The organism is Palleronia marisminoris (assembly GCF_900172315.1).
Lineage (GTDB): Bacteria > Pseudomonadota > Alphaproteobacteria > Rhodobacterales > Rhodobacteraceae > Palleronia > Palleronia marisminoris.
Genome location: NZ_FWFV01000001.1, coordinates 511,397 through 536,763, shown reverse-complemented (window position 1 = coordinate 536,763; position 25,367 = coordinate 511,397). Strand labels below are relative to the sequence as shown.

Sequence of the window (25,367 nt, the reverse complement as noted above, 5' to 3'; positions counted from 1 at the left end):
GACAGCGGAGGCGGCATGACCCACAGGTTAGACGAGATTGCGGCGGCGCTGTCGGCCCGGCTGGAGGGCGACGGCGCCCTTCGCGTGTCCGGCGCGGCCGAGCCGGCGGATGCGGGCCCCGACGACCTCGCCCTCGCGATGCAGCCCGCCTATGCCGAGCGGCTGGGTGGGGGCCGGGCCCGCGCGGCGATCCTATGGGAAGGCGCGGACTGGCGAGCCCTCGGCCTCGAGGCGGCGCTTTTCGTGCAGCGGCCACGGCTGGCAATGGCGCACCTGACCTCGATCCTCGACCCGGGACCAGAGATCGCCCCGGGCATCCACCCCAGCGCGGTGGTCGACCCCACTGCCCAGGTCGGAGAGGGCGCCGCCATCGGCCCCTTTGTCCTGATCGGCCGGGGCGTGAAGATCGGTGCGCGGGCACGAATTGCGAGCCATGTCTCGATCGCCGAGGGAGCGCTTGTCGGCGACGACGCGCTGTTTCTGAACGGCGTTCGGATCGGTGCGCGGGTGGTGATCGGCGACCGGGCGATCCTGCAGCCCGGCTGCGTGATCGGCGCCGACGGGTTGTCCTTTGTGACACCCGAAAAATCCGGCGTCGAGAAAGCCCGCGAGAGCCTGGGCGATCAGGGCGAAATCTCGGCACAGAGCTGGACGCGGATCCACTCCCTGGGGGCCGTCCTGATCGGAGACGATTGCGAGTTCGGCGCCAACACGGCGATCGACCGTGGCACGATCCGCGCCACCCGGATCGGCAATGGCTGCAAGATCGACAACCTTGTCCACATCGCCCACAACGTCGTCATGGGGAATGACTGCCTTCTCGCCGGTCAGACCGGCATCGCGGGCTCGACCGTGCTCGGCGACCGCGTCGTCTGCGGCGGGCAGACGGGGATCGCCGACAACCTGTCCATCGGGTCCGACGTGATCCTCACCGGGGCCACGAAGGTGGTGTCCAACGTCCCCTCGGGGCGGGTGATGATGGGCTACCCGGCGGTGCGGATGGATCAGCACGTCGAGATGTACAAAGCGTTGCGCCGGTTGCCGCGCGTGTTGCGCGAGTTTGCCGCAGCCAAGAAAGCGGTTCCAAATCAGGGCCCGGATCATTAAATCCGCGGACACGACCACAGGGGCGGGGAAGCCATGACAGACAGCGTCAAGGACAAGGTCATCCGCATCATTGCCGAGCAGGCCATGCTCGAGCCGTCGGATATCGAGATGACGCAGAGCCTTCAGGATATCGGCATCGACTCGCTTGGCCTGGTCGAGAGCATCTTTGCCATTGAGGAAGAATTCGACATCCAGGTGCCCTTCAACGCCAACGAGCCCGAGGCCAGCGAGTTCGACATTTCGTCGGTCGCGGCCATCGTCGGCGCGGTCGAGGGGCTGGTTGCGGCCCAGAAGTCGTGAAGCGCGTCGTCATCACTGGCGCGGGCACGATCAATGCGCTCGGACAGTCGGTTCGCGAGACGATGGAGGCCATGCGCGAGGGGCGCTGCGGTATTGGTCCGCTGGACATCCGCGACGTGGACCGCCTGACCGTGCAGATCGGCGCGCAGGTGAAGGGCTACCACGAGCAGGATCGCTTCAACCGCCAGCAGATCGCGCTCTATGATCGCTTCACCCAGTTCGCCCTGATCGCAGCCACCGAAGCGATTTCGCAGGCCGGACTCGAATTCCAGGGCGAGCTCTCGCAGCGCGCGGGGGTCGTCATGGGTACCTCGGGCGGCGGGCTGACGACCCAGGACGAGAATTACCGCGCCGTCTACGAAGAGGGGAAGAACCGCGTCCACCCCTTCGTGATCCCCAAGCTGATGAACAACGCCGCGGCCAGCCACATCTCGATGCAGTTCAACCTGCAGGGCCCCAGCTTCACGGTCGCCACGGCGTGCGCCTCGTCGAACCACGCGATGGGGCAGGCTTTCGCCATGATCCGCTCGGGGATGGCGGACGCGATGGTGACGGGCGGCACCGAATCCATGTTGTGCTTCGGCGGCGTGAAGGCGTGGGAGGGCCTGCGCGTCATGTCCAAGGAGGCCTGCCGCCCGTTCTCGGCCACCCGCAACGGGATGGTCCAGGGCGAGGGCGCGGGCATGTTCGTGTTCGAAGAGCTCGAACACGCCAAGGCCCGCGGGGCGGAGATCCTCGCAGAGGTCATAGGATTCGCAATGTCCTCGGATGCGGCCGACATCGTGATGCCGTCGAAGAAGGGCGCGGCGCGGGCGATTGCCGGCGCCCTGAAGGACGGCCGGATCGATCCGGGCGAGGTGGGCTACATCAACGCCCACGGCACCGGCACCGCGGCCAACGACAAGACCGAATGTGCCGCCGTGGCCGACGTGTTCGGCCACCACGCCAACGACCTGATGATCTCGTCCACCAAGTCGATGCATGGCCACCTGATCGGCGGCACCGGCGCGGTGGAGCTTCTGGCCTGCGTCATGGCGTTGCGGGACGGCATCATCGCGCCCACCATCGGTTATGAAGAACCCGACCCCGAATGCGCGCTGGACGTGGTCCCCAACGAGGCGCGCGAGGCGCATGTCGACGTGGTCCTGTCCAACGCCTTCGCCTTCGGTGGTCTGAACGCGGTGCTCGCGCTACGCCGATACGCCGCCTGAAGCGGGTGGTGCGGCCCAGGCGGCGCCGTCGCTGATCAACCTTCGGAAAAACCCGCGTAGGGCGCGCCTCTTCCGCACCGCACGAAAAAGGGCCGGGGAAAGTGCCCCGGCCCTGCTTTCGGTCCGATCCGAGGGGATCACTCGGCGGGGACCGTCTCCTGAACCGCTTCGTAGCCGGCGGTGAAGCCCGAGAGCGAGATCGTCAGCTCGATCTGCTGATCCGGCGCCGCTGCGGGACGGATCACCATGTTGCCGTTGGCGCCCTGCTTGAATTGCGCAACCTCGGCATTGGTGAAGCCCACGCGGGCGATGCAGCCCTGAGCCGCGCAGAACTCGAACGGATACCGGCGCGGCTGGCCGCCATCGACGGTCAGCGTGATTCCCGCGGGGAGCAGCGTCTCGAGCGGGGTCACGATCGTTGCGCCAGCGGCGGCCTCCTGTCCCGCGGGCAGGGGGAAGATGCTGATCTCGGCGACCGAGTTGCCGTTGCCGTCCTGAAGCAGCTGGTAGAGCTGGCAGGGATCCGTCCCCTCGGCCGCCCGCGCGCAGCGCTGCTGCCAATCGCCGAACTCGGCGGCGGTATAGGTCGATCCGGGGCCCTCTTCGGGCGTGTCTTCCGCGGCAACGCCGGCCTCGGCGGTCGGGGCTTCGGAACCGGGCGCCTCGGAGGCCGGGGACTCGGGCTGTGCGCCCAGATCAAGGTCGCTGGCCGCGTCGGGGGCGGCAGGCTCGGACGTCTCCGACGCCCCGGAGGTATCGGCGGTCTCGTTCTCCTGCGCGAGGGCCGGCCCGGCAAGGGCGACGAGCGCGGCGAAAGAGATCGTCTTCAGAAATTGGGACATGTCGCTTCCATAGCTGCAGATTGAACCGAGCGCCGTTTAACAGGTCAAATGAGGCGTGTCAGGTCCGATTTCCGGGATCGGCGCAGACGTGAAAAAGGCCCCGAGGAGGGGCCTTTTCGCTACGCTATCTCCCTGGCGGACTGGCCAGCTTTTTTGATTTTCTCGGACGCTATGGGCTAAACAAGGGACCGTCAACAGGGAAAATTCCGTGCTTCGAGCGGTCTGGACGCGACCCGCGAGGCACGAAAAAAGGCCGCGCCCGGCGGACACGGCCAGTCCATCAGGGAGGACCCGAGAAACGAAACATTGCTCCATCGGTTGCTCCACTCTCGCACGAAATGGTTAAGACACTCCTGCGTGGATGGGGGGTCTCCACGGCAGCCGGCTAGCGCCACCGAGACCAAGGCGGCCCCCTTTGGCGGGAACGCCCGCCAAAGTTCACTCGCGCGTCGGGACCAGCGTGGTGATCCCGACGGCCCCGGCGCGGGCGAGGTCGGGGTCGAGGGTCATCGGGATGTATTCGCCGCGCCGCCACAGCTCGCTCAGATCGTCGTAATGGCGCGAGAGCGGGTGGCCCGACTGCCCGGTCGAGCTGATGAACACCGATGAATTCGGGTCCGCGAAGTCGTAGATGCCCCGGTAGCCTGCGCCGTGGACGTTCAGGAACGGATCCGGCCCGGTGCCCTTGGTGCGGCCCCGCAGAAGCGTGTTGTCCCCGCCGCTGGTGCTTTGGCGGATGTTGACGATCCAGCCGATCCCCGGCGCCTCGCCCAGCACGGCATGTTCGTGCAGCGCTTCATGAGCATTTCCCCAACGTAGCGACTCGAGGCCGCGGCCGTAGGTCTCGGTGATCCAGATCAGCGCCTCGTCGAGCGCCTGGCGCGCGATCTCGTTGCAATCCTCGACCCGCGCGGACTGGACGACGTCGCACCACTCCGCCGCGCCATCCACGTTGCGGTAGACGCGCTCGATGAAGAGCGGCTCGATATGGGTGAACTCTTCGGCGAGGGGCCCCAGCTCGTCATGGATAAGGCGGTCCTGCAGCGCGCGCATCCACGCGGCATAGAGCAGGGGTTCGGGCAGATGCTCGTTCATCTCGCCGTTCCAACTGGCCAGCAGGGCCAGGGCGCGCTGCCGCAGGCGTTCGGGCGTCCCCTCGGGGGCGGCCTCGCCAGTGAACCAAAGTTCGGCCCCGACCAGCGGCAGAAGCGACCGGGCGGTGGGGCTGACCGTGTCGAGCTGCGCCTCCATGAAGCTTTCGCGGGTATGGACCTCGCGGCCCTGCATCAGACGGCTCCAGCGTTGCACGCGCTGCGTGTCGCCCCAGTGATACGAGACGTGCAGCGGGAAAGGACGGTCGATCACCTCGTTGTTCGTGTTGCCCAGGATGCCGCCGTCGGGGTCCACGAATTCCGGATTCTGCGAATAGGGCAGCATGCCGTCCCAGCGGTTCGCCTCGATCCAGCCGGGCGTGGGCAGGCGGCCTTTCGACTGGTGGTCCTCGTGCCGCTTGGGCAGGGCGCCGATGGTCTTCATGGCGATGCTCTCGCGGTCGGCCACGGTCAGGTTCTGCGACGGGCCGATGAAGTCCTCGGACGCCTCCAGCGCCTCTTCGACAGTGTCCGCCTTCATCAGTTGCATCGCCGCGGACATGGATGTGTCCTCGTCGCTCAGGACCGTCCAGGACAGCGAGGCGACGTGTCCGGGCGGGGTGACCGTCGCAAGGTTCCAGTGCCGCCCCGGCAGGACGGGGCCATTCTCGGACCAGCGGAGCGTCAGCGTCACGTCGGCCCCGTCCTTGATCCGGACGATCGAGGTGCGGGTGCGCATCGGCTTGTAGCCGTCGGGCGTCAGCAGTTCGGAGGAGTTCTCGGGGTTCAGCCGCTCGATATGGACGTCCTGGTCGTCTGCGTAAGATGATGTCAGCCCCCAACCGAGCTGGTCAGACCGGCCCAGCATCACCACGGGCATTCCGGGGATCGTGCCGCCGATGATACCACCAGATTCCAGCTCGATCCGGGCGAGGTACCAGATCGAGGGCGCGGTGAAGCCCAGGTGCGGGTCGTTCGCCAGCAAAGTGCCGCCGCTGGCGGAACGCGACGGACCGGCCGCCCACGCGTTCGAAGCGCCGCCCATGCCGCGGGCCGCGACGGGGTAAAGTGGATCGGCGATCCCCGACGCCGCAGCATAGCGGATGCCCTCGGTTTCCGGCACGAGCGAGGAGTATTCAGGCAGCGCCGCAATTCCGTTCCCGGGCGAGTCCGGCATGATGTCGGCAAGCCGCGCATCGTCCTCGAGCGCCAGCGAGACGCGTGCGCGCAGCACCTCTTCGGTGGCGTGAGACGACAGCTGCAGGCCCATCAGCTTCAGGATGGCGAGGCTGTCGGTGGGCTGCCACGGGGCGAATTCCGGCGGGAAGAGCCAGAACTCGGGCGCGCCGCGGCCGCGCGCGCCTTCGTTGACCTGCGCCAGCCAGGCGTTGACCCCGGCGGAATAGGCTCTCAGCGCCTCTGTCGTCGCGTCGTCCTGCACCTCGAGCGAGCGGCGCGCGAGGTTGTAGAGGTCGAGCCGCCGCAGCAGCTCGTCGGTGCGGGCCGTGCGCGAGCCGAAGATCTCGGACAGGCGGCCTTGCGCGGTGCGGCGCAACAGGGTCATCTGCCACAGCCGGTCCTGCGCGTGGGCGAAGCCAAGCCCGTAGAACACGTCGGCGTCGGTCTCGCCGAAGATGTGGGGGACGTTCTGGGTGTTGCGCACGATCTCGACCGGGGCGGTCACGCCGTCGACCGTGAAGCGGCCCTCGTAATCGGGGATCGAGCGCGACAGGAACAGGTAGCTCACCACGACGGCCACGATGGCGAACAGGGCGAGGCCGATGAAAATCCGGACAAGCCAGCGAAACACGGAAATCATGGACACCTCGGGGCCGCGCCGGTTGACCGGCAGGGGGGCTGCGTTGGACAACCGCTTAGACAATAGACCGGCAGAGGTGAAGGCATGGCTAAGATAGCATTTCTGGGATTGGGCGTGATGGGCTACCCGATGGCCGGGCACCTGAAGGCCGCAGGGCACGAGGTGACGGTCTACAACCGCACCGCCGCCAAGGCCGAGGCCTGGGTGGCGGAGCACGGCGGATCGCATGCCGAAACCCCTGCTGAGGCGGCCGATGGCGCGGATTTCGTCCTGACCTGCGTCGGAAACGACGACGACCTGCGCGCGATCTGCACCGGCGATCACGGCGTCTTTACCGGCATGTCCGAGGGCGCGATCCTCGTCGATCACACCACCGTGTCGGCCAAGGTCACGCGCGAGCTGGCCGGGATCGCAGCGGGTCGCGGGATCGGCTATGTGGATGCGCCGATCTCGGGCGGGCAGGCGGGGGCCGAGAATGGCAAGCTCTCGGTCATGTGCGGCGGCGATCAGGCGCATTACGACCGGGCCGAGCCGGTAATCTCGACCTATGCCAAGATCTGCCGCCTGATCGGCGAGATCGGGGCGGGGCAGACCACCAAGATGTGCAACCAGATCGCCATCGCCGGCCTTGTCCAGGGTCTCAGCGAGGCGCTGCATTTCGCCGAGAAGGCCGGCTTGGACGGCCGGGCGGTGGTCGAGGTCATCAGCCAGGGCGCGGCCGGCTCGTGGCAGATGGAGAACCGCTACGAGACCATGATCGACGGCGCGTTCGACCACGGCTTCGCCATCGACTGGATGCGCAAGGACCTGGGGATCTGCCTGTCCACCGGGGACGAGATCGGCGCAGCACTGCCCGTCACGGCGCTGGTCGACCAGTTCTACAAGGACGTCCAGAACATGGGCGGCAATCGGTGGGATACGTCTGCCCTGATCGCCCGGCTACGCAAGCTCGGCGCTGTCTAGCGCATCCACAGGTTGTTGGCCTTGAGCCGGTTGCGGATCGCCTGCTCCTTCCGGGGCAGGTCGGTCCGGTCGAACAGCGCGCGGGCCTTCGCGCCCTTGTTCTGCAGGATGAATCGCTTGAAGGGCTCGTGCTCCTTCAGGACCTTCTTGATGCGATTGTCGGACATCGCGCCTTCGGCCGCAGCAACGGCCTCGTCGCGCTCGCGGGCATAAAGCAGGGGCAGGGTGCGGTAGTGGGTCGTCACTTCGCCGTCGAGGCCGCTCAGTTCCGGGCAGGGGCGACCGCCGCCGAAGGAATGAATCACGAGGGGCAGGGCGACCTGGTCGAGCCACGGGTCGAAGCTTTGCAGCGCGACCTCTTCGGGCGGATCGTCGCGGATCGCCGTCGCGTAGTCGAGGAACCGGCGGCCGAATGCGGGGCCGGAGCGGCCGAAGAACCAACCGGCGTTGAAGTAGAGATACCTCTCCCAGTATTCATCGGGCTGGGTCAGGTCGAACGAGCTGTCGAAGTCCAGCCCGAACCGGTCGTAGAGCGCGCGCCATGTCTCGGCATAGCCGGGGCCATAGAGTTCAGGCTCGGGCCAGGTCCCCTCGCGCCGCATCGAGGCGGCGGGTCGGTCGAAGTCGAAGGGAAGGGCAGAGAGGGCGCCATGCACCAGCGTGTCGCTGTCGAAGAAGACGAACGGCCGGTCGGGGTCGAGGGTCAGCAACCCTTCGATCTTGTTGCCGTAGGGGTACTTGGCGCCGAAGACCGGCGTCTCGAACGGGCGAATCTCGGCACCCAAGGTGCCCAGCAGATCGCGCACGGGATCGGACAGCCGCGGATCGTCGGGCCAGTTTGGCCCCGGCTGCGGTTCCAGAACGATCAGCCGTCCGTCGAAGGCGGGATCGGCGCGGCGCAGGGTTGCGGCGAACAGCGCGGACTCGTAGCCGATGCGGCCGGCCTGTCCCACGATCGCGATGTCGAATGGTTCAGTCATGACGTGGGCCCTGTTGCGCCATCCGCGCGTGACGCGGTGGCCGGGCAGTCAGTGGTGGGCGACCCTGGAATCGAACCAGGCGTGCGTCTCCGCGAGGGAGTTACAGTCCCCTGCCACACCTTGCGGCCTGTCGCCCACTGACTGTGGCGGCTCTCCTATCCATGGTCCGAAGGGGGGTCAATACGAAAATCGCTTGAATTTCGGTCACGCCCCGCGCATGGCCCCGGCATGACAAAGAAACCGAAATGGGTCGTCGAAAAAGAGCGTGGCCGCCGCGAGGCCGCGCGCGAGACGGTGTGGCTGTTCGGCCTCCACGCGGTGCGCGATGCGCTCGAGAATCCGCGCCGCGAGATGGTGCGCCTGATCGTCACCAAGAACGCCGCCGACCGGCTGGGGGACGCGATCCGCCATGCCCCCGAGGTCGAGGAGGTCGATCCGCGCAAGTTCCCCCCGGTGCTCGACCCCGGATCGGTGCATCAGGGGGCCGCGCTTGAGGTCAAGCCGCTGGACTGGGGGCGGCTCGACGACATCGCAGTGTCGGGGAGCGGGCCGATCGTGGCGCTCGACCGGGTGACGGACCCGCACAATGTCGGCGCCATCCTGCGCTCGGCCGAAGTATTCGGAGCGCGTGCCGTCATCGCCCCCTCGCGCCATTCCGCGCCCGAGACCGGCGCGCTGGCCAAGACCGCCTCGGGCGCGCTGGAGCGTCAGCCCTACCTGCGGGTCGGCAACCTTGGCGACGCGCTCGAGGCGCTGAAGGGGATGGGCTACCTGTGCCTGGGCCTCGACGGAGAGGCCGAGGCGGACGTGGCCGATGCCGTGGCCGCCGCCGGGTCGCGCCCGATCTGCCTGGTGCTGGGCGCCGAGGGGCCGGGCTTGCGCGAGCGGACGCGCGAGCTCTGCGACCGGCTGGTGCGAATTCCGGCGGGGGGCGCGTTCGGATCGCTCAACGTGTCGAACGCGGCGGCGGTGGCGCTGTACGCGGCGACGCGCTGACGTAAAATCACGTTCGCGCGACCTCTCTTTCCGTTGCCGCCCTGCAACGCCATGTTCTTGGCAGGCGCCGGGCCGGAACACCCGGCGCGTCATCACTGTCCCTCGTTCCACACTCGCGCCCGGGCTGAACCCCCGGGCGCGTTTTTCGTTGGTGCCCTGCACAAGAAGGGGATTCGCATGACTGACGACGATATTCGCCGCATCCTGACGGACGTGAAACGCATCGGGCTGGCCGGGGCCTCGGCCAATCCTGCACGGCCCAGCCACGGGGTCGGGCAGTTCCTGGCGGCGCGGGGTTACGTGGTTCATCCGATCAACCCCGGCCTCGCCGGGCAGGAGCTGTTCGGGCAGACAGTGGCCGGCGGACTTGCCGACCTGCCTGACGACGTCGAGATGCTCGACATCTTCCGCCGCTCGGATGCCGTGCCCGCCCTGGTCGAAGAGGCGCTGAAGGTGATGCCGTCGCTGCGGGTGGTCTGGATGCAGCTTGGGGTAAGCAGCCCCGAGGCGGTCGAGATGGCGCGGGCGACGGGCGTCGAGGTCGTCGTCAATCGCTGCCCCAAGATCGAGATCCCCCGGCTGGGCATCGCCTGACGGTCACTCACGGGTCGGTCAGCCACCCTTGCTGGACAAGAGCGGGGGGCGCAGATAGGACGAAGCCGACCTCGCGGGCCGAACCGGCCTGCCCGACCGCAGAAGGACCGATCCATGTTCGCAACGCCCGCCTATGCGCAGGCCGCCGGTGGGGGCGCCGGTGGCGCCATCGCAAGCTTCCTGCCGCTGATCCTGATCTTCGCCATCATGTATTTCCTGCTGATCCGTCCGCAGCAGAAGAAGGTGAAGGAGCATCAGAAGATGGTCGAGGCGCTGCGCCGGGGCGACCAGGTCGTCACCGCGGGCGGGCTCATCGGCAAGGTGACGAAGGTGCATGACAACGGCGAAGCCGAGGTCGAGCTGGCCGAAGGCGTCAAGGTGCGCGTGGTCCAGTCGACGATCGCACAGGTTCGCAACAAGACCGAGCCGGCCGAGAGCTGATCCCGTTCGGCAGGTCATCCGGGGGCCCTAGATGCTGCACATTCCTCTACTGAACCGCATCCTGATCCTGGGTGTGGTGGTCATCGGCCTCGGCCTGGCCATGCCGAACCTGTTCTACAACCGGGTCGAGCAGGCGAATGACGCCCGTGCCGCGATCGCCGCCGAGGGTGCGACGCCCGAACGGCTGGAAGCCGCGGCGGGCTGGCCGGAATGGCTGCCCTCGGGACTGGTCAACCTCGGGCTGGACCTGCGCGGTGGCGCGCATCTGCTGGCCGAGGTGCAGGTCGAGGATGTCTATGCGCAGCGCATGGACGGCACGTGGCCCGAACTGCGCGACGAGCTGCGCGACGCCCGCGACACCGTCGGCACGATTCGTCGGGTGGACGAGGGCGGACCGGTGCTCGAGGTGCGGATCTCGAATGCCGCGGGGCTTCCCCGCGCTCTCGAAATCGCGCGCGGGCTGTCGCAGCCGGTGGCCTCGCTGACCGGCGGTGGCGGGCAGAGCCTCGTCGTATCCGGCGAGCAGACCGGCGACACCGCGATCATCCGCATCTCGCTGAGCGAGGCCGAGCAGGCCGCGACCGACGACCGCACCATTCGCCAGAGCCTCGAGATCATCCGCCGCCGGGTGGACGAGGTCGGCACCCGCGAGCCGACGATCCAGCGTCAGGGCGCCGACCGCATCCTGATCCAGGTTCCCGGCATCGGCTCGGCGGACGAGCTGAAGACACTGATCGGCACCACGGCGCAGCTGACCTTCCATCCCGTCGTCAGCCGCACCACCGAGGCGGACGCCAATCCCGGCGCAGGCAACGTGATCTACCCGTCGATCGACGAGACCGGCACCTATTACGTGCTGGAGCGCACGCCCGTCCTGTCGGGCGAGACGCTGGTCGACGCGCAGCCCGCCTTCGACCAGAACGGGCAGCCGGCGGTGAACTTCCGCTTCAACCCGCAGGGCGCGCGCGTCTTCGGAGAGTACACATCCGAGAACATCGGCTCGCCCTTCGCCATCGTGCTGGACGAAGAGGTCATCTCGGCCCCCGTCATCCAGAGCGCGATCACCGGCGGGTCGGGCATCATCACCGGCAACTTCACCGTCGAAGGCTCGACCGAGCTGGCCGTCCTGCTGCGCGCCGGCGCGCTGCCGGCCGAGCTGACCTTCCTTGAGGAACGGACCATCGGCCCCGAACTCGGCCAGGACTCGATCGAGGCCGGCCGGATCGCCTGCATCGTCGCCTTCGCCGCCGTGCTGCTCTTCATGGGCCTCAGCTACGGGCTCTTCGGGCTGTTTGCCAACGTCGCCCTTCTGATCAACGTCGGCCTGATCTTCGGCCTTCTGAGCATGATCGGCGCGACGCTGACCCTGCCGGGCATCGCGGGGATCGTCTTGACCATCGGCATGGCGGTAGACGCCAACGTGCTGGTGTTCGAGCGTATCCGAGAAGAGGCCAAGACCGCCCGCGGGCCGTCGCGCGCCATCTCGCTCGGCTACGAGCGAGCCCTGTCGGCCATCGTGGACGCCAACATCACCACCTTCATCATCGCCGGCATCCTGTTCGTGCTGGGCTCGGGGCCTGTCCGCGGCTTTGCGGTGACGCTGGGCCTCGGCATCCTCACCTCGGTCTTCACCGCGATCTTCCTGACGCGTCTGATCATCGTGACGTGGTTCGACCGCCGTCGCCCGAAAACCATCGAGGTCTGATCCCATGCGTCTGAAACTCGTCCCCGAGAACGTCGACATCGACTGGTTCAAGAACGCCCGGCTGACCCTCGGGGCCTCGGCCGTGGCGGTGGTGCTGTCGCTGGTGGCCTGGGCGGTGCTGGGCTTGAGCTTCGGCATCGACTTCCAGGGCGGCACGACCATCCGCAGCCAGGCCGAAGAGCCGGTGAACGTGGCCGAATATCGTGGCGCGCTGGCTGATCTGGGGTTGGGCGACGTCGTGATCTCGGAGGTGTTCGATCCGTCGTTCGGCCCGGACGAGAACGTGGCGATGATCCGCATCGCCGCGCAGGAAGGCGCCCAGTCGGTCCAGCAGGACACGATCGAAACGGTGCGCCTGGCTCTGGTCGAAGTCGCGCCGTCGATCGGGTTCTCCAGCGTGGAGTCGGTCGGTCCCAAGGTCTCGGGCGAGTTGATCCAGACCGCGTTCTTCGCCGTCGCGGCCTCGATGGCGGCGATCCTGTTCTACATCTGGCTCCGATTTGAGTGGCAGTTCTCGGTCGGCGCGGTCGCTGCGCTGTTCCACGACGTGATCCTGACCATCGGCATCTTCGCAATCTTCCAGATCCAGTTCGACCTGGCGACGATCGCCGCGATCCTGACCATCATCGGCTATTCGATCAACGACACGGTGGTGATCTTCGACCGCCTGCGCGAGAACCTCATCAAGTACAAGCAGCGCCCCCTGCGCGACGTGATGAACCTGTCGGTCAACGAGACGCTGAGCCGGACGGTGATGACGTCGGGCACGACCCTCGTCGCGCTGATCGCGCTTCTGATCCTGGGCGGCGACGTGATCCGCAGCTTCGTCTTCGCGATCACCTGGGGTATCGTCGTCGGCACGTATTCCTCGGTCTTCGTCGCAAAGAACATCGTCCTGTTCCTTGGCGTGAAGCGCGACTGGTCCAAACCCGACAAGACCGAGGGCAACCAGTTCACGAATGTCGAATCCTGAGCACAGGCGTTGGTCGAGGAGGCACCCTCATGGAACTGAACGAAGCGCAGTATTTCGGTGGCACGCCGATCGACGGCTACGGCCCCGGCTTCTTCCGCATCGGAGGCGAGGTTCATGAGGGCGCCCTTCTGCTTTTGCCGTCAGGCTTGGGCGAATGGGCGGGGTTCGAGGCCGCGCCGATCGTCGCCGCGGCGGACCAGATCGACATCGTGCTGATCGGCACCGGCCCCGAGATGTCCTACCACCTGCCGCCGGAGTTCCGCGCCGCCATCGAAGGCGCCGGTATCGGGATCGAGGTTATGGCCTCGCCGCAGGCCTGCCGCACATACAACGTCCTTCTGGGCGAGGGGCGCCGGGCGGGCGCGGCGCTTCTTCCCGCATGAGGCCCCGCGCGTGACCCTTGTTGCGCGCGAATTGACCGTTGGCCGGGGCGGCCTGCCGATCCTCGCACGGCTGTCATTCACGGTCGAACCCGGCCGCGCGCTGATCCTGCGCGGGCCGAACGGGTCCGGCAAGACGACCCTTCTGCGCACCCTGTCCGGCCTTCAGGCCCCCTATGAGGGCGAGGTCGAACCCGGCCCCGAGGCGGTCGCCTATGGCGGACACCGCGACGGGATGAAGGGTCAGATGACCGTGGCCGAGAACCTGTCCTTCTGGGCCGGCCTTCACGGGGTGCGCGACATCGAACCGGCATTGCGGGCCTTCGACCTTCAGCGGCTGGAGGATCGGCTGGCGCAGCATCTTTCGGCGGGGCAGGGGCGCAGGCTTGGCCTCGCGCGGCTTCTGGTGACCGGGCGATCGATCTGGTGCCTCGATGAGCCGACCGTTTCGCTCGACGCCGAGAACACGGGGCGGTTCGCCGACATGGTGCGCGGGCACCTCGCGGGCGGCGGGATTGCGGTGATCGCGACCCATATCGACCTCGGGCTAGACGGAGACACGCTGGACGTGCGCCCCTACAAGGCCACGCTCGAGGCACTGGAATGAGCCCGTGCTGAGGCTGATCGTGCGCGATCTGGCGCTGGCGGTGCGCTCGGGCGGCGGGTTCGGGCTGGGGCTGGTGTTCTTCCTGATCGTCACGGTGCTGGTGCCGTTCGGCGTCGGCCCCGAGACGGCGCGGCTGGCGCCGATCGCGCCCGGCATCCTGTGGGTGGGCGCGCTGCTGGCGTGCCTGCTGTCGCTCGACCGGATCTTCGCGCTCGACCGTGAGGACGGGGCGCTGGACCTGCTGGCGACCGCGCCGATCCCCCTCGAAGGGCTGACGCTGGCCAAGGCGGCGGCGCACTGGCTGACCACGGGGCTGCCGATCTCGATCGCCGCCGCTCCGCTGGGGGTGTTCCTGAGCCTGCCCTGGCCCGGGCATCTGTGGCTCAGCCTGTCGCTTCTGGTGGGCACGCCCGCGCTGTCGCTGATCGGCTGCTTCGGCGCCGCGCTGACGGTCGGGCTGCGGCGCGGAGGGCTTCTGCTGTCGGTCCTTGTGCTGCCCCTCTACATCCCGACGCTGGTCTTCGGCGCCGATGTCGCGCGGCGCGGGGCAGAGGGGCTCGATGCCGCCACGCCGCTGGCGCTTCTGGGGGCAGTGACGCTCGGCTGCCTCGCCGGACTTCCCTTCGCGGCGGCGGCGGCGCTGCGCGTGTCGCTGAGGTGAGGCGCATGTGCGACCGCGCGTCCCTTGTTGCATTTCGCGGCTGCGGATAGAGAGTTGCCGATGTCTATCTGGTCCTTCGCCAATCCCACGCGCTTCATGGCGGTCACCGCGCGGCTGACGCCCGCGCTGGGGGCGCTTGCGGCGGTGTTGCTGGTCATAGGCCTCGGCTGGGGGTTCTTCTTCACGCCCGACGACTACCGGCAGGGCGCGACGGTCAAGATCATCTACCTGCACGTGCCGGCCGCGCTTTTCGCGATCAACGCGTGGTTCATGATGCTCGTGGCGTCGCTGATCTGGCTGATCCGGCGGCACCACGTCTCGGCGCTTGCCGCGCGGGCGGCGGCGCCGGTGGGAATCACGATGACGCTGATCGCGCTGGTCACGGGGGCCGTCTGGGGGCAGCCGATGTGGGGCACGTGGTGGGCGTGGGACCCGCGGCTGACCTCGTTCCTGATCCTGTGCCTGTTCTACGTGGGCTACATCGCCCTGTGGGAGGCGATCGAGGATCCCGACACCGCCGCCGACCTGACCAGCGTGTTGTGCCTTGTCGGCAGCGTTTTCGCGGTCCTGTCGCGCTATGCCGTGAACTTCTGGAACCAGGGGCTGCACCAGGGCGCGTCGCTGTCGCTCGACACCGAGGAGAACGTGGCGGACGTCTTCTACTATCCGCTGCTCGTCTGCATCGGCGGGTTCGCTGCGCTGTTCGTGGCACTTGTGCTGCTCAGGACGCGAACCGAGATTCGCGTGCGGCGGCTTCATGCGCTGCGCCTTCGGGAAAGGATGGCCGATGCCTGATCTTGGGAAATACGCCGTCGAGGTGGGGCTGGCCTACGGGCTGTCCGGCGTGCTGATCCTCGGCCTCGTGGCGCTGTCGGTGCTGCGGGCAGGACGCGTCAGGCGCCAGCTCGAGCGGGTGGAGGCGCGTCGTCATGGCTAAGCTGCCGCTGCTCGCCATCATCCCGCCGGTCGCGTTTGCGGCCTTGGCGGGGCTGTTCTACGCTGGGATGCAGCGCGACGATCCCGACGCGCTGCCCTCGACCTTCGTGGGCCGCGAGGCGCCGGCGTTGACCGTGAGCGACCTGGAGGGCCTTCCCCCCGTCACCGCCGAGGCGCTGGATGCGCCGGGCATGAAGCTGGTGAACTTCTGGGCCTCGTGGTGCGCGCCCTGCCGGGTCGAGCATCCGAACCTCGAAGCGCTGGCGCGGGACGAGGGCCTGCCGATCTACGGCATCAACTACAAGGACGAGGCGGACAACGCGCTCGGCTTCCTCGAGGAACTGGGCAACCCGTACCGGGCCGTCTCGGCCGACGAGGGCGGGCGCACCGCGCGGGACTGGGGCGTCTACGGCGTGCCCGAGACCTTCGTGGTGGACGGAGAGGGGCGCGTCGTCGCCCGCGTGGCCGGCCCGGTGACGGAACGGACCCTCGAGCGTACGATTCGGCCGGCATTGGCGGGCGAGTGATCCGCTAGAGCGCCAGCAGGTAGACCAGCGCCACCGCAAGCAGCGCCGTCTCCAGCACGGGAAGCGGCCAGTCGAGGCGCGCGGTGGTGGTGCGGATCGCGTGTCTCATGCGTGGCTGGGTTCCGGGTTGCTGACCCGCTGCTATCCGATCCCGCCCTGTTTTCGAAGCGCATCCCGCGAATTGTCTGCGTTTCGACGGCACCCGCGCAAAGAGAAAGGGCCGGCGCCAAGCCGGCCCTTTCCGGTGGTGCCAAGCGCCTCAGGCGGCCGAGGCGGTGCTTGCCAGTCGGCGCAGCACGTAGTGCAGGACGCCACCGTTCTTGACGTAGTCGATCTCGATGGCGGTATCGATCCGGCTCTTCAGCGTGATCTCCTTGGTCGAGCCGTCCGCGTACTTGATCGTGCAGGGGGCCTCGGCGCCGGGGCGGAAGTTGTCCTCGAGTCCGTGGATCGAGAACTCCTCTTCGCCGGTCAGCTCGAGGCTGCTGCGCGAGTCGCCGTTCATGAACTCGAACGGAAGGACGCCCATGCCGACGAGGTTCGAGCGGTGGATACGCTCGTAGCTTTCCGCGATGACCGCCTTGACGCCCAGCAGCGCCGTGCCTTTCGCGGCCCAGTCGCGGGACGAACCCGCGCCGTACTGCTCGCCCGCGATGATCACGAGGGGCGTGCCTTGCTCTTGGAACGCCATCGCCGCGTCGTAGATCGGCATCTGCTCGCCATTGGGGCCCTTGGTGTAGCCGCCTTCCACCCCGTCCAGCATCTCGTTGCGGATGCGGATGTTGGCGAAGGTGCCGCGCATCATCACCTCGTGGTTGCCGCGGCGCGACCCGTAGGAGTTGAACTCGCGCGGCTGGACCTGCCGCTCGGTCAGGTAGGATCCGGCGGGGGTCGTCTCCTTGAACGAACCGGCGGGCGAGATGTGGTCGGTGGTGACCATGTCGCCCAGCATCGCCAGCATACGAGCGCCCTCGACGTTCGAGATCGTGCCCGGCTCCTTGCCCATGCCGCGGAAGTAGGGCGGGTTCTGGACGTAGGTGGACCCGGCCGGCCAGTCGTAGGTCTGGCTGTCCGTCGTCTCGACCGAGCGCCACTTCTCGTCGCCTTCGAACACGTCGGCATACTTGGCCTGGAAGCTCTCGCGCGTGACGGTCTTCTCGACCAGCTCGGCGATCTCGGCCTGGTCGGGCCAAAGATCCTTGAGGTAGACGTCGTTGCCGTTCTTGTCCTTGCCCAGCGACTCTGTCGTGATGTCCACGTTCATGTCGCCGACCAGCGCGTAGGCCACCACGAGGGGCGGCGAGGCGAGGTAGTTGGCGCGCACGTCGGGGCTGATCCGGCCCTCGAAGTTGCGGTTGCCCGACAGGACCGAGCAGGCGATCAGGTCGTTGTCGCTGATCGCCTTCGACAGCTCGTCCGCGATGGGGCCGGAGTTGCCGATGCAGGTGGTGCAGCCGTAGCCCACGAGGTTGAAGCCGATGGCGTCCAGGTCTTCCTGCAGGCCGGTCTCTTCGAGGTAGGCCGACACGACCTGCGAGCCGGGTGCCAGCGAGGTCTTGACCCACGGCTTGCGGTCGAGGCCCAGTTCGCGCGCCTTGCGGGCCACGAGGCCGGCGCCGATCATCACGTAGGGGTTCGACGTGTTGGTGCAGGACGTGATCGAGGCGATGACGATGCGCCCGTCATGCATCTGGAACGTCTTCTCCTCGCCGTCGATGTCGGTCATCGTGACGCGGGTCTTCTTGTGGTTGCCGGTGTCGCCGGGGATGTCCACCGGCTCGGGCTGGCCGCCCTCGGCTTCCCAACGGGCCTCGGAGCGCTCGGAGCCGGACGCGCTCGACCGCTGGTGCGACACGTAGTCGTGGAACGTCTTGGCCGCCTTGTCGAGGTCGATATGGTCCTGCGGCCGCTTCGGACCCGAGATCGCGGGCTTCACCGTCGCCATGTCGAGCTCGAGCGTTGTCGTGAAGACCGGCTCGGCACCCGGCTCGCGCCACATGCCCTGCTCCTTGGCGTAGGCTTCGACGAGGGCGATCGTCTCCTTGTCGCGGCCGGTCTGGGTCAGGTAGCGCAGCGTCTCGTCGTCGATCGGGAAGAAGGCGCAGGTGCCGCCGAATTCGGGGCTCATGTTGCCGATCGTCGCGCGGTTGGCGAGCGGCACGTTGTCCAGACCGTCACCGTAGAACTCGACGAATTTCTGCACGACGCCGTGTTCGCGCAGCATCTGGCAGACGCGCAGCACGAGGTCGGTCGCGGTCGTGCCCTCGGGCATCGCGCCGCTGAGCTTGAAGCCGACGACCTCGGGGATGAGCATCGACACGGGCTGGCCCAGCATCGCGGCCTCGGCCTCGATCCCGCCCACGCCCCAGCCCAGGACGGCGGCGCCGTTGACCATCGTGGTGTGGCTGTCGGTGCCGACGAGCGTGTCGGGATAGGCGACCGTCTCGCCGTTCTGGTCGGTATCCGTCCAGACGGTGCGCGACAGGTATTCGAGGTTCACCTGGTGGCAGATGCCGGTGCCGGGGGGCACGACACGGAAGTTCTGGAACGCCTTCTGGCCCCACTTGAGGAAGGTGTAGCGCTCGATATTGCGCTCGTATTCCCGGTCCACGTTCATCTGGAAGGCGCGCGGGTTGCCGAACTCGTCGATCATGACCGAGTGGTCGATGACGAGGTCCACGGGGTTCAGCGGGTTGATCTTCTGCGCGTCACCGCCAAGCTCGACGATCCCGTCGCGCATGGCGGCAAGGTCCACGACGGCGGGAACGCCGGTGAAGTCCTGCATCAGCACGCGGGCGGGGCGGTAGGCGATCTCGCGGTCGCTCTTGCCACCGTTCTGCGCCCATTCGGCGAAGGCCTTGATGTCGTCGACGGTCGTGGTGTTGCCGTCCTCGAACCGCATGAGGTTCTCGGCGAGGACCTTCAGCGATTTCGGCAGCTTCGAGAAGTCGCCCAGTCCGGCATCCTTGGCGGCCTGAAGCGAGTAGTAGGCATAGCTCTTGCCGTCTACGTCCAGGGTGCGGCGGGTTTTCGACGTGTCGTGTCCGACCTCGATCGGCATGGCGTCCTCCTTCGGAAAGGTAAGCAGGTGGCTATTGCGGTAAGCTAGGGCCGACTTAGTATCATTCCAATCTGTATGCAATAGTATGCAGATGTTGCATCAGAACCATCGTCGCCACACGGGAGCGTGCTCTCTCAAATCCTTGATTGGCGTCGGGGCGGGGCAGCGCATAGGTCTTTCTCCTGTCCGCGACACCCAAGAGGCCCCTCATGCGCCACGTCCTTCGCAGCGCCGTTCTTGCTCTTGCGACCGCGAGTCCCGTCATAGTGGCCGCCGAGGATCAGCCCGTCGTGGTCGAACTTTTTACTGCGCAGGGCTGCGCATCCTGCCCGCCGGCGGATCGCCTTCTGGGCAAGCTCGTCGACAAGCCGGGGGTGCTGCCGCTGGCGCTGCACGTGGATTACTGGGACTATATCGGCTGGGCCGACGGGTTCGCCGACCCGCGCTTCACCCATCGCCAGAAGGCCTACGCGCATCGCAGCGACGAGCGGATGATCTACACGCCGCAGATGGTCGTGGGCGGCGCCGACCGGATCGTCGGCAGCCGCGTGATGGAGGTCGCCGACGCGATCTCGGCCCATGGCGACGTGGAGCAGCCGGTGCGCGTCACGGCCGAGCGGCGGGACGGCAAGCTCCGCATCGAGGTGCGGATGGCCGATGGCGCGGCGGCGCGCGACCTGCTGGTCCAACTTGTCCCGTTCGAGCCGCATCAGCGCGTGGCGATTCACGGGGGCGAGAACGCCGGCGCCGTGCTCGACTATTACAACATCGTGCGCGACTGGCAGGTTCTGGGCGAATGGGACGGGCAGGGGGTCTGGTCGGACGAGGTCACGCTCGACGGTCCCGCGGCCGTGATCGTGCAGGAACCGGGCCCCGGACGCATCCTCGGCGCTGCCCGGGTGGACTGACCGCGCGCGACTTGTGACCGACCGGGGCTGTTGATAGATCGTCTCTCCGAACCCCCGTGAAGGAGTGCAGCCATGCGCGCGGACACCCAGAACACCGTCGAGGCCATCGAGAAGTCGCTCGACCTGCTTCGGCAGCGCATGGATTACGAAACCGCCGCCTACCGCCTGGAAGAGTTCAACGCCCGGGTCGAGGACCCGACCCTGTGGGACGATCCCGAAAGTGCCCAGAAGCTGATGCGTGACCGCCAGAACCTGGTGGACACCCTGGAGCGCTACGAGGGCATGGCGCAGGAGCTGTCGGACCAGAAGGAACTGATCGAACTGGGCGAGATGGAGGATGACGACGAAGTCGTCTCCGAGGCCGAGGCCGCACTGAAGGCGCTGGAAAAGCGCGCTGCGGCGGCCGAACTCGAAGCGCTGCTGAACGGCGAAGCGGACAGCAACGACACCTTCATCGAGATCAATGCCGGCGCCGGCGGCACCGAGGCCTGCGACTGGGCGCAGATGCTGCAGCGGATGTATGTGCGCTGGGCCGAAAAGCGCGGCTATAAGGTCGAGCTTCAGTCAGAAGAAGCGGGCGGCGAGGCGGGGATCAAGTCGGTCGCCTACAAGATCTCGGGCCAGAACGCCTATGGCTGGCTGAAGTCGGAATCGGGCGTGCACCGGCTGGTGCGGATCTCGCCCTTCGGGAAGGGCACGCGCGAGACCTCCTTCGCGTCGGTCTGGGTCTATCCGGTGGTGGACGACAATATCGAGATCGAGGTCGCCCCGAACGACATCCGGCTGGACACCTACCGGTCCTCGGGTGCGGGCGGCCAGCACGTCAACACCACCGACTCGGCGGTGCGGATCACCCACCTGCCCACCGGCATCGTGGTGACGAGCTCTGAAAAGTCGCAGCACCAGAACCGCGACATCGCCATGAAGGCGCTGAAATCGCGGCTCTACCAGATGGAGCTGGACCGCCGGAACGCCGACATCAACGCGGCGCACGAGGCCAAGGGCTCGGCCGGGTGGGGCAACCAGATCCGCTCCTACGTGCTGCAACCCTACCAGATGGTGAAGGACCTGCGCACCGGGCACGAGACCAGCGATACGCAAGGCGTTCTGAACGGCGACCTCGACGCCTTCATGGGCGCGACGCTGGCGATGGACGTGTCGGGCAAATCACGCGCCGAGGCCTCCGCCGAAGAGTGAGCCGCCCGGCGGTCGTCCGTGTCGGGGCGACGCGCCGGCTGCACCGTCGCTTCGGGCGCGGGTAGGGCCGGCGCAACTTCTCGACCGAACGGAAAACGGGCGCCGCGGCATGTGCCGGGCGCCCGTGGACGGCGATCCGATGGGACGCGCGATCAGCTCTCGGAGGTGGAGCCGCTCGTGCTGGAAGCGCTCGAGGACGAGCTGGACGGCGTGCTGCCCGACGGGGTGCTTGGCGTGCCGCTCGGCCGGGGCTGTTGGCCGCCGGAATTGTTGTTCAACGGGTCATCGCGGCGAGCGACGGAGCCTTCGAAATGGGCGCCGGACTCTATCGCGATGGTCTTGTGGATGATGTCGCCCTCGACGCGCGCGGTCGAGGTCAGGCGCACCTTCAGCCCGCGCACGCGGCCCACGACGCGGCCGTTCACGACGACGTCGTCGGCCATCACCTCGCCCTTGACCACGGCACCCTCGCCGACGGTCAGCAGATGGGCGCGGATGTCGCCCTCGATATTGCCCTCGATCTGGATGTCGCCGGTGGTCTTGAGGTTGCCCTTGACCGTCAGGTCGGCCGACAGGATCGATGCCGGCGGCTTGGCCTTGGGGCTGGTCGAGGGGTTGGTCTTGGGTGCATTCATGGAAGACTCGCTCGAAGGACTGACAGCCTCTCCGCCCTGTTTCGGGCCGGGCTCGTTGATTTTGGACTTAGAAAACATTGCGCGCTGCCTTGATGTAGGTCATCGGATTGACGGGCTTGCCGCCTACGCGGACCTCGTAGTGAAGGTGGGTGCCCGTCGAGCGTCCCGTATTCCCCATATCACCGATTCTGTCACCGCGCGAGACCCTTTGCCCGACCTTCACGTGGATGGCCGACATGTGCGCGTAGCGCGTCTCGATTCCGAAATCGTGCTTGATCTTCACGAGGTTGCCGTAACCCGACTGCCGGCCTGCGAAGGACACGGTGCCGTCGGCGGTCGTGTGGATCGGGGTGCCGTGGGCGCCGGCGAAGTCGGTGCCCTGGTGCATCCGGCCCCACCGGGGACCGAAGCCGCTGGTGAAGCGGAAGTTGCTCATGATCGGCAACGCGAAGGGGGCCTTGGTCGCGGCAAGGCGGTAGAGGTTCATCTCGTCCAGCCGCTCGAGGATGCCGTTGGCGCGCAGGCTCGCCTCGTCGGGGGCTTCGCCCTTGGTCGAGAAGCTGATCGGGGACAACGGACCGCCCTGGCCGGAATAACCGCGACGGACCGAGTTCAGAAGCGTGCCGGTGTCGAGGCCGGCCGAGCGGAACATCTTGTCCAGCGGCTCGACCGAGATCGTCAGCGCGTCCTCGAGCTGCGCGAAGATGCGGTCGTTGCGGTCCTCTTTCAGCTGCGCCTCGAGGATCATCTCTTCCGCGAACTGCTCGGCCTCTTCGGCCTCGCCCGCCATGTCGTCGCGCTGCGACGCGGTCGAATCGAGCGCACCGGCAAGCAGGTCGATGGTGGTCTGGTACTCGGCCAGAAGGGCGCCATCGAGGATCGGATCGTGCTCGCCCTCGACCTGCGAGGCCAGTTGCGCCTTCTGGGCGAGGGCCGCGTCGCGGCCGACGATGGCGTCGCGCAGCTTGGCATGGGCGATTTCCATGCCCTGCTCCAGCTCTTCGCGGCGCGTCTCGGAATCCAGCAGTTCGGACTGCATGTCGCTGATCTGGTCGAGCGCGGCGGTGAAGCGTTCCTGCGCGGCGCGGGCTTCGGCGAAGGCCTGGTCGCGCTCGGTGCTCATGGCGTTCAGACGGTTTTCGTAGACCGCCTGTTCGCGCGCGGCGTTGTCGCGCAGGTCGTCCGAGGCGACCGAGTCCATCAGGACGACGGCCGAGGCGAGGATCGTCCAGCCGACCACCAGCGCGCTGCCGGACAGGGCGATGGCCTGCGTCGAGGGAGACAGGCGGACGAAGCGGGTCTCGGTATCGGATCTGAGGAAGAGGCGGCGTTCTGGAAAGGCGCGGGCCAAGGCGGCGCTCAGGATTTGTCTGCGACCACGAAACAAAAGCTGTCCCCTTGTTCTTGTTTCCCCGGCATTCGCCGTGTTCTTCAAGCTCGTCTGTGCCTACCGGGCGACAGTTGATGCCGCAACTGCTTTGCCCCCACCTCGCCGCTTGCCTTGCGGATTCACGCTCGCGTGAGCGAGATCCTGCCGATTCTCGGTAGGTTACCCGCCACATAGGTGCGCCATGACCACAGTCGCCTCAGGTCTCGCCCTCGGTTTCGATGTGGATGGTGGTGCCGCAATGCTTGCAATGGATGGCGTCGCGGTCGTGCAGCGTCAGTCCGCAGGTGGGGCATTCGTTCTCGACCTTGTCGGGCCGGTAGAGCGCCTGGAGGAGCTTCAGGAAGAAGCCGATGCCGAACACCATGATGATGATGGTGAGGATCCGCCCCCACTTGTCGTCCAGCGTGATGTCGCCGTAGCCCGTCGTGGTCAGCGTGGTGATCGTGAAATACAGCGCATCGACGAAGGTGTTCAGGTCGTCGTTGGTCTGGTTCTCGAGCACCCAGACAAGCGAGGTGACGACGAAGATGAAGACGAAGAGGTTCGCCGCGGCGACCGACACGCGGGTGTTGATGGGCATTTTCGCCAGCAGCGTGTCGAGGTGATGCGCCACCCGCAGGCTGCGCACCAGCCGCAGCACGCGCAGCACCCTCAGGAACGCGAGGTTGGTGTTCGCGATCAGGGGAAGCGCAAGCGACAGAAGGACCACGATATCCGCGATGTTGGTGACCGACATGAAGAAGCGCTTGCGCTCCTCGGTGATCCAGAACCGTGCGGCGAGGTCCAGGCCCACGATCAGGCCGATCCCCACGTCGAGGGCCAGAAGCCGCGCGTTCACCGCGGCGGTCGCGGTATAGAGGAAGTAGACCACCGTCGCGACGTCGAAGACGAAGACGGCGATCCGGAACGCCCGTGGTCCGGCGCCGTCACCGTCGTACAGATGCCGCAGCCAGTCCCTCATGCGTCGTTGGTGTCCGCGTTGCGCATCCGATCTCCGTCTTCCGAGCCGGGGAGAAGGAGCGAGGCATCCCCGTACGAGAAGAAACGGTAGCGTTCCGCGATGGCGTGGCCATAGACGCGGCGGATTTCGTCGGTGCCGAGGAAGGCCGAGACCAGCATCATCAGCGTCGATTTCGGCAGGTGGAAGTTAGTCATCAGCGCGTCGGCGACCCGGAACCGGAAGCCCGGCGTGATGAAGATGTCGGTCTCGCCCGTCCAGGCGGCGATCTCGCGCGGGGCGGTGGCGGCGGTCTCGATCAGGCGCAGCGCCGTGGTGCCTACGGGGATGATGCGGCCGCCCGCGCGGATCGTCTCCATGATCTCGGCGGCGGCCTCGGCGCCGACCTCGCCCCACTCGGCGTGCATCTTGTGATCGGCGATGTCGTCCACCTTGACCGGCAGGAACGTCCCCGCGCCCACATGCAGCGTGACATGGGTGAAGGCGACGCCGCGGTCGCGCAGGGCATCCAGCAGCGCGTCGTCGAAATGCAGCGAGGCCGTGGGGGCGGCGACCGCGCCCTGGTGCTTCGCCCAGACGGTCTGGTAATCCTCGCGGTCCTGCGCGTCGGCGGCGCGTTTCGCGGCGATATAGGGGGGCAGGGGCATCGCGCCGGCATCGGCCAGCGCGGCGTCGAAATCCTCTCCGGCCAAGTTGAAGCGGAGCCGGGCCTGGCCGTCGCCGCGCCCCTCGACCACCGCCGACAGCGCATCGGAAAACAAGATCTCTTCCCCGTCATGCACCTTCTTCAGGGGTTTCAGCAGCGCGCCCCATGTTCCATCCGCCTTCGGTTCCAGCAGCGTCGCCTCGACCCGGGCGGCGTTGCCGTCGCGGTGACGGGTGCCGCTCAGCCGTGCCGGGATCACCTTGGTGTCGTTAAGCACCAGCCGATCGCCGGGGCGCAGCCAGTCGGGCAGGTCGCTGACGACCGCGTCGGTGATCCGACAGCCCTCGGCCACCAGAAGCCGCGCGGACGAGCGCGGCCGGGCGGGGCGGGTGGCGATCAGGTCGTCGGGAAGGTCGAAGTCGAAATCGGACAGGCGCAT

At 67.4% G+C, this 25,367-nt stretch carries 25 protein-coding genes and 1 tRNA gene; 17 read left to right on the top strand and 9 right to left on the bottom strand.

Annotated features, from left to right (window positions below):
• The first annotated feature begins 15 nt into the window (after positions 1 to 15).
• Genes lpxD through PAM7066_RS02655 form a run of 3 tightly spaced genes read left to right on the top strand, consistent with a single transcriptional unit; the run spans position 16 to position 2,618 of the window.
• Positions 16 to 1,107 (top strand): UDP-3-O-(3-hydroxymyristoyl)glucosamine N-acyltransferase, encoded by a 1,092-nt coding sequence (lpxD, locus tag PAM7066_RS02665; RefSeq protein WP_085852561.1) that lies wholly within the window; start codon positions 16 to 18, stop codon positions 1,105 to 1,107.
• 33 nt (positions 1,108 to 1,140) lie between these two features.
• Complete coding sequence (locus tag PAM7066_RS02660; RefSeq protein ID WP_085852560.1) at positions 1,141 to 1,407, top strand: acyl carrier protein; 267 nt, start codon at positions 1,141 to 1,143, stop codon at positions 1,405 to 1,407.
• The gene (locus tag PAM7066_RS02655; RefSeq protein WP_085852559.1) at positions 1,404 to 2,618 is read left to right on the top strand and encodes a beta-ketoacyl-[acyl-carrier-protein] synthase family protein; all 1,215 of its coding nucleotides are present in this window, start codon (positions 1,404 to 1,406) and stop codon (positions 2,616 to 2,618) included. The genes PAM7066_RS02660 and PAM7066_RS02655 overlap by 4 nt, the downstream gene beginning before the upstream one ends.
• Positions 2,619 to 2,755: 137 nt before the next feature.
• Here the strand turns inward: PAM7066_RS02655 and PAM7066_RS02650 are convergent, their stop codons facing one another.
• Both PAM7066_RS02650 and PAM7066_RS02645 read right to left on the bottom strand, forming a co-directional pair.
• Positions 2,756 to 3,460 (bottom strand): invasion associated locus B family protein, encoded by a 705-nt coding sequence (locus PAM7066_RS02650; RefSeq protein ID WP_085852558.1) that lies wholly within the window; start codon positions 3,458 to 3,460, stop codon positions 2,756 to 2,758.
• A 438-nt stretch (positions 3,461 to 3,898) separates the two neighbouring features.
• The gene (locus PAM7066_RS02645; RefSeq protein ID WP_085852557.1) at positions 3,899 to 6,370 is read right to left on the bottom strand and encodes a penicillin acylase family protein; all 2,472 of its coding nucleotides are present in this window, start codon (positions 6,368 to 6,370) and stop codon (positions 3,899 to 3,901) included.
• Positions 6,371 to 6,454: 84 nt separating this feature from the next.
• Between PAM7066_RS02645 and PAM7066_RS02640 the strand changes: the two genes are divergently transcribed.
• Positions 6,455 to 7,333, top strand: coding sequence for an NAD(P)-dependent oxidoreductase (locus PAM7066_RS02640; RefSeq protein ID WP_085852556.1), 879 nt, complete (start codon positions 6,455 to 6,457; stop codon positions 7,331 to 7,333).
• On the opposite strand, the gene PAM7066_RS02635 is transcribed toward PAM7066_RS02640, so the two are convergent.
• Positions 7,330 to 8,313, bottom strand: a complete 984-nt coding sequence (locus PAM7066_RS02635; protein ID WP_085852555.1) for a GT-B fold glycosyltransferase domain-containing protein — start codon at positions 8,311 to 8,313, stop codon at positions 7,330 to 7,332. The two genes, PAM7066_RS02640 and PAM7066_RS02635, sit on opposite strands and share 4 nt — an antisense overlap.
• Before the next feature lie 52 nt (positions 8,314 to 8,365).
• Positions 8,366 to 8,449, bottom strand: a tRNA-Tyr gene (locus PAM7066_RS18820).
• A gap of 92 nt (positions 8,450 to 8,541) precedes the next feature.
• On the opposite strand from PAM7066_RS18820, the gene rlmB reads away from it, so the two are divergent.
• The 11 genes from rlmB (at position 8,542) to PAM7066_RS02580 (ending at position 16,133) form a co-directional block, all read left to right on the top strand.
• A complete protein-coding gene (gene rlmB / locus PAM7066_RS02630; protein ID WP_085852554.1) occupies positions 8,542 to 9,309 on the top strand; it encodes a 23S rRNA (guanosine(2251)-2'-O)-methyltransferase RlmB in 768 nt (255 codons plus the stop codon).
• A gap of 177 nt (positions 9,310 to 9,486) precedes the next feature.
• The gene (locus tag PAM7066_RS02625; protein WP_085852553.1) at positions 9,487 to 9,903 is read left to right on the top strand and encodes a CoA-binding protein; all 417 of its coding nucleotides are present in this window, start codon (positions 9,487 to 9,489) and stop codon (positions 9,901 to 9,903) included.
• Positions 9,904 to 10,017: 114 nt separating this feature from the next.
• On the top strand, positions 10,018 to 10,344 hold the full coding sequence (yajC, locus tag PAM7066_RS02620; protein ID WP_085852552.1) for a preprotein translocase subunit YajC: 327 nt from the start codon (positions 10,018 to 10,020) through the stop codon (positions 10,342 to 10,344).
• Positions 10,345 to 10,375: 31 nt separating this feature from the next.
• Entirely contained in the window at positions 10,376 to 12,049 is a 1,674-nt protein-coding gene (gene secD, locus PAM7066_RS02615) for a protein translocase subunit SecD (protein WP_085852551.1), read from the top strand.
• 4 nt (positions 12,050 to 12,053) lie between these two features.
• Entirely contained in the window at positions 12,054 to 13,022 is a 969-nt protein-coding gene (gene secF / locus PAM7066_RS02610) for a protein translocase subunit SecF (protein WP_085852550.1), read from the top strand.
• A 29-nt stretch (positions 13,023 to 13,051) separates the two neighbouring features.
• Entirely contained in the window at positions 13,052 to 13,405 is a 354-nt protein-coding gene (locus PAM7066_RS02605; RefSeq protein ID WP_085852549.1) for an Mth938-like domain-containing protein, read from the top strand.
• 10 nt (positions 13,406 to 13,415) lie between these two features.
• The gene (gene ccmA, locus PAM7066_RS02600) at positions 13,416 to 14,009 is read left to right on the top strand and encodes a heme ABC exporter ATP-binding protein CcmA (protein WP_085852548.1); all 594 of its coding nucleotides are present in this window, start codon (positions 13,416 to 13,418) and stop codon (positions 14,007 to 14,009) included.
• Between the two features lie 4 nt (positions 14,010 to 14,013).
• Positions 14,014 to 14,670, top strand: coding sequence for a heme exporter protein CcmB (gene ccmB / locus PAM7066_RS02595; protein ID WP_085852547.1), 657 nt, complete (start codon positions 14,014 to 14,016; stop codon positions 14,668 to 14,670).
• Positions 14,671 to 14,730: 60 nt separating this feature from the next.
• A complete protein-coding gene (locus PAM7066_RS02590; RefSeq protein ID WP_085852546.1) occupies positions 14,731 to 15,465 on the top strand; it encodes a heme ABC transporter permease in 735 nt (244 codons plus the stop codon).
• The gene (ccmD, locus tag PAM7066_RS02585; protein WP_085852545.1) at positions 15,458 to 15,607 is read left to right on the top strand and encodes a heme exporter protein CcmD; all 150 of its coding nucleotides are present in this window, start codon (positions 15,458 to 15,460) and stop codon (positions 15,605 to 15,607) included. The genes PAM7066_RS02590 and ccmD overlap by 8 nt, the downstream gene beginning before the upstream one ends.
• Positions 15,600 to 16,133, top strand: coding sequence for a DsbE family thiol:disulfide interchange protein (locus tag PAM7066_RS02580; RefSeq protein ID WP_085852544.1), 534 nt, complete (start codon positions 15,600 to 15,602; stop codon positions 16,131 to 16,133). Before ccmD ends, PAM7066_RS02580 begins: the two co-directional genes overlap by 8 nt.
• Before the next feature lie 259 nt (positions 16,134 to 16,392).
• Here PAM7066_RS02580 and acnA read toward each other — a convergent pair whose 3' ends face one another.
• Entirely contained in the window at positions 16,393 to 19,194 is a 2,802-nt protein-coding gene (gene acnA, locus PAM7066_RS02575) for an aconitate hydratase AcnA (protein ID WP_085852543.1), read from the bottom strand.
• 209 nt (positions 19,195 to 19,403) lie between these two features.
• Between acnA and PAM7066_RS02570 the strand changes: the two genes are divergently transcribed.
• Together PAM7066_RS02570 and prfB are read left to right on the top strand one after the other, a co-directional pair.
• Positions 19,404 to 20,102: a DUF1223 domain-containing protein gene (locus PAM7066_RS02570; protein WP_085852542.1), complete on the top strand. Its 699-nt coding sequence runs from the start codon at positions 19,404 to 19,406 to the stop codon at positions 20,100 to 20,102.
• Between the two features lie 72 nt (positions 20,103 to 20,174).
• A complete protein-coding gene (prfB, locus tag PAM7066_RS02565) occupies positions 20,175 to 21,299 on the top strand; it encodes a peptide chain release factor 2 (protein ID WP_085852541.1) in 1,125 nt (374 codons plus the stop codon).
• 152 nt (positions 21,300 to 21,451) lie between these two features.
• Here prfB and PAM7066_RS02560 read toward each other — a convergent pair whose 3' ends face one another.
• From PAM7066_RS02560 to queA, 4 genes are all read right to left on the bottom strand, one after another.
• A complete protein-coding gene (locus PAM7066_RS02560) occupies positions 21,452 to 22,012 on the bottom strand; it encodes a bactofilin family protein (protein WP_085852540.1) in 561 nt (186 codons plus the stop codon).
• Positions 22,002 to 23,285, bottom strand: a complete 1,284-nt coding sequence (locus PAM7066_RS02555) for a M23 family metallopeptidase (RefSeq protein WP_245749562.1) — start codon at positions 23,283 to 23,285, stop codon at positions 22,002 to 22,004. Before PAM7066_RS02555 ends, PAM7066_RS02560 begins: the two co-directional genes overlap by 11 nt.
• A 235-nt stretch (positions 23,286 to 23,520) precedes the next feature.
• A complete protein-coding gene (locus PAM7066_RS02550) occupies positions 23,521 to 24,285 on the bottom strand; it encodes an ion channel (RefSeq protein WP_085852538.1) in 765 nt (254 codons plus the stop codon).
• On the bottom strand, positions 24,282 to 25,367 hold the full coding sequence (queA, locus tag PAM7066_RS02545) for a tRNA preQ1(34) S-adenosylmethionine ribosyltransferase-isomerase QueA (RefSeq protein WP_085852537.1): 1,086 nt from the start codon (positions 25,365 to 25,367) through the stop codon (positions 24,282 to 24,284). Before queA ends, PAM7066_RS02550 begins: the two co-directional genes overlap by 4 nt.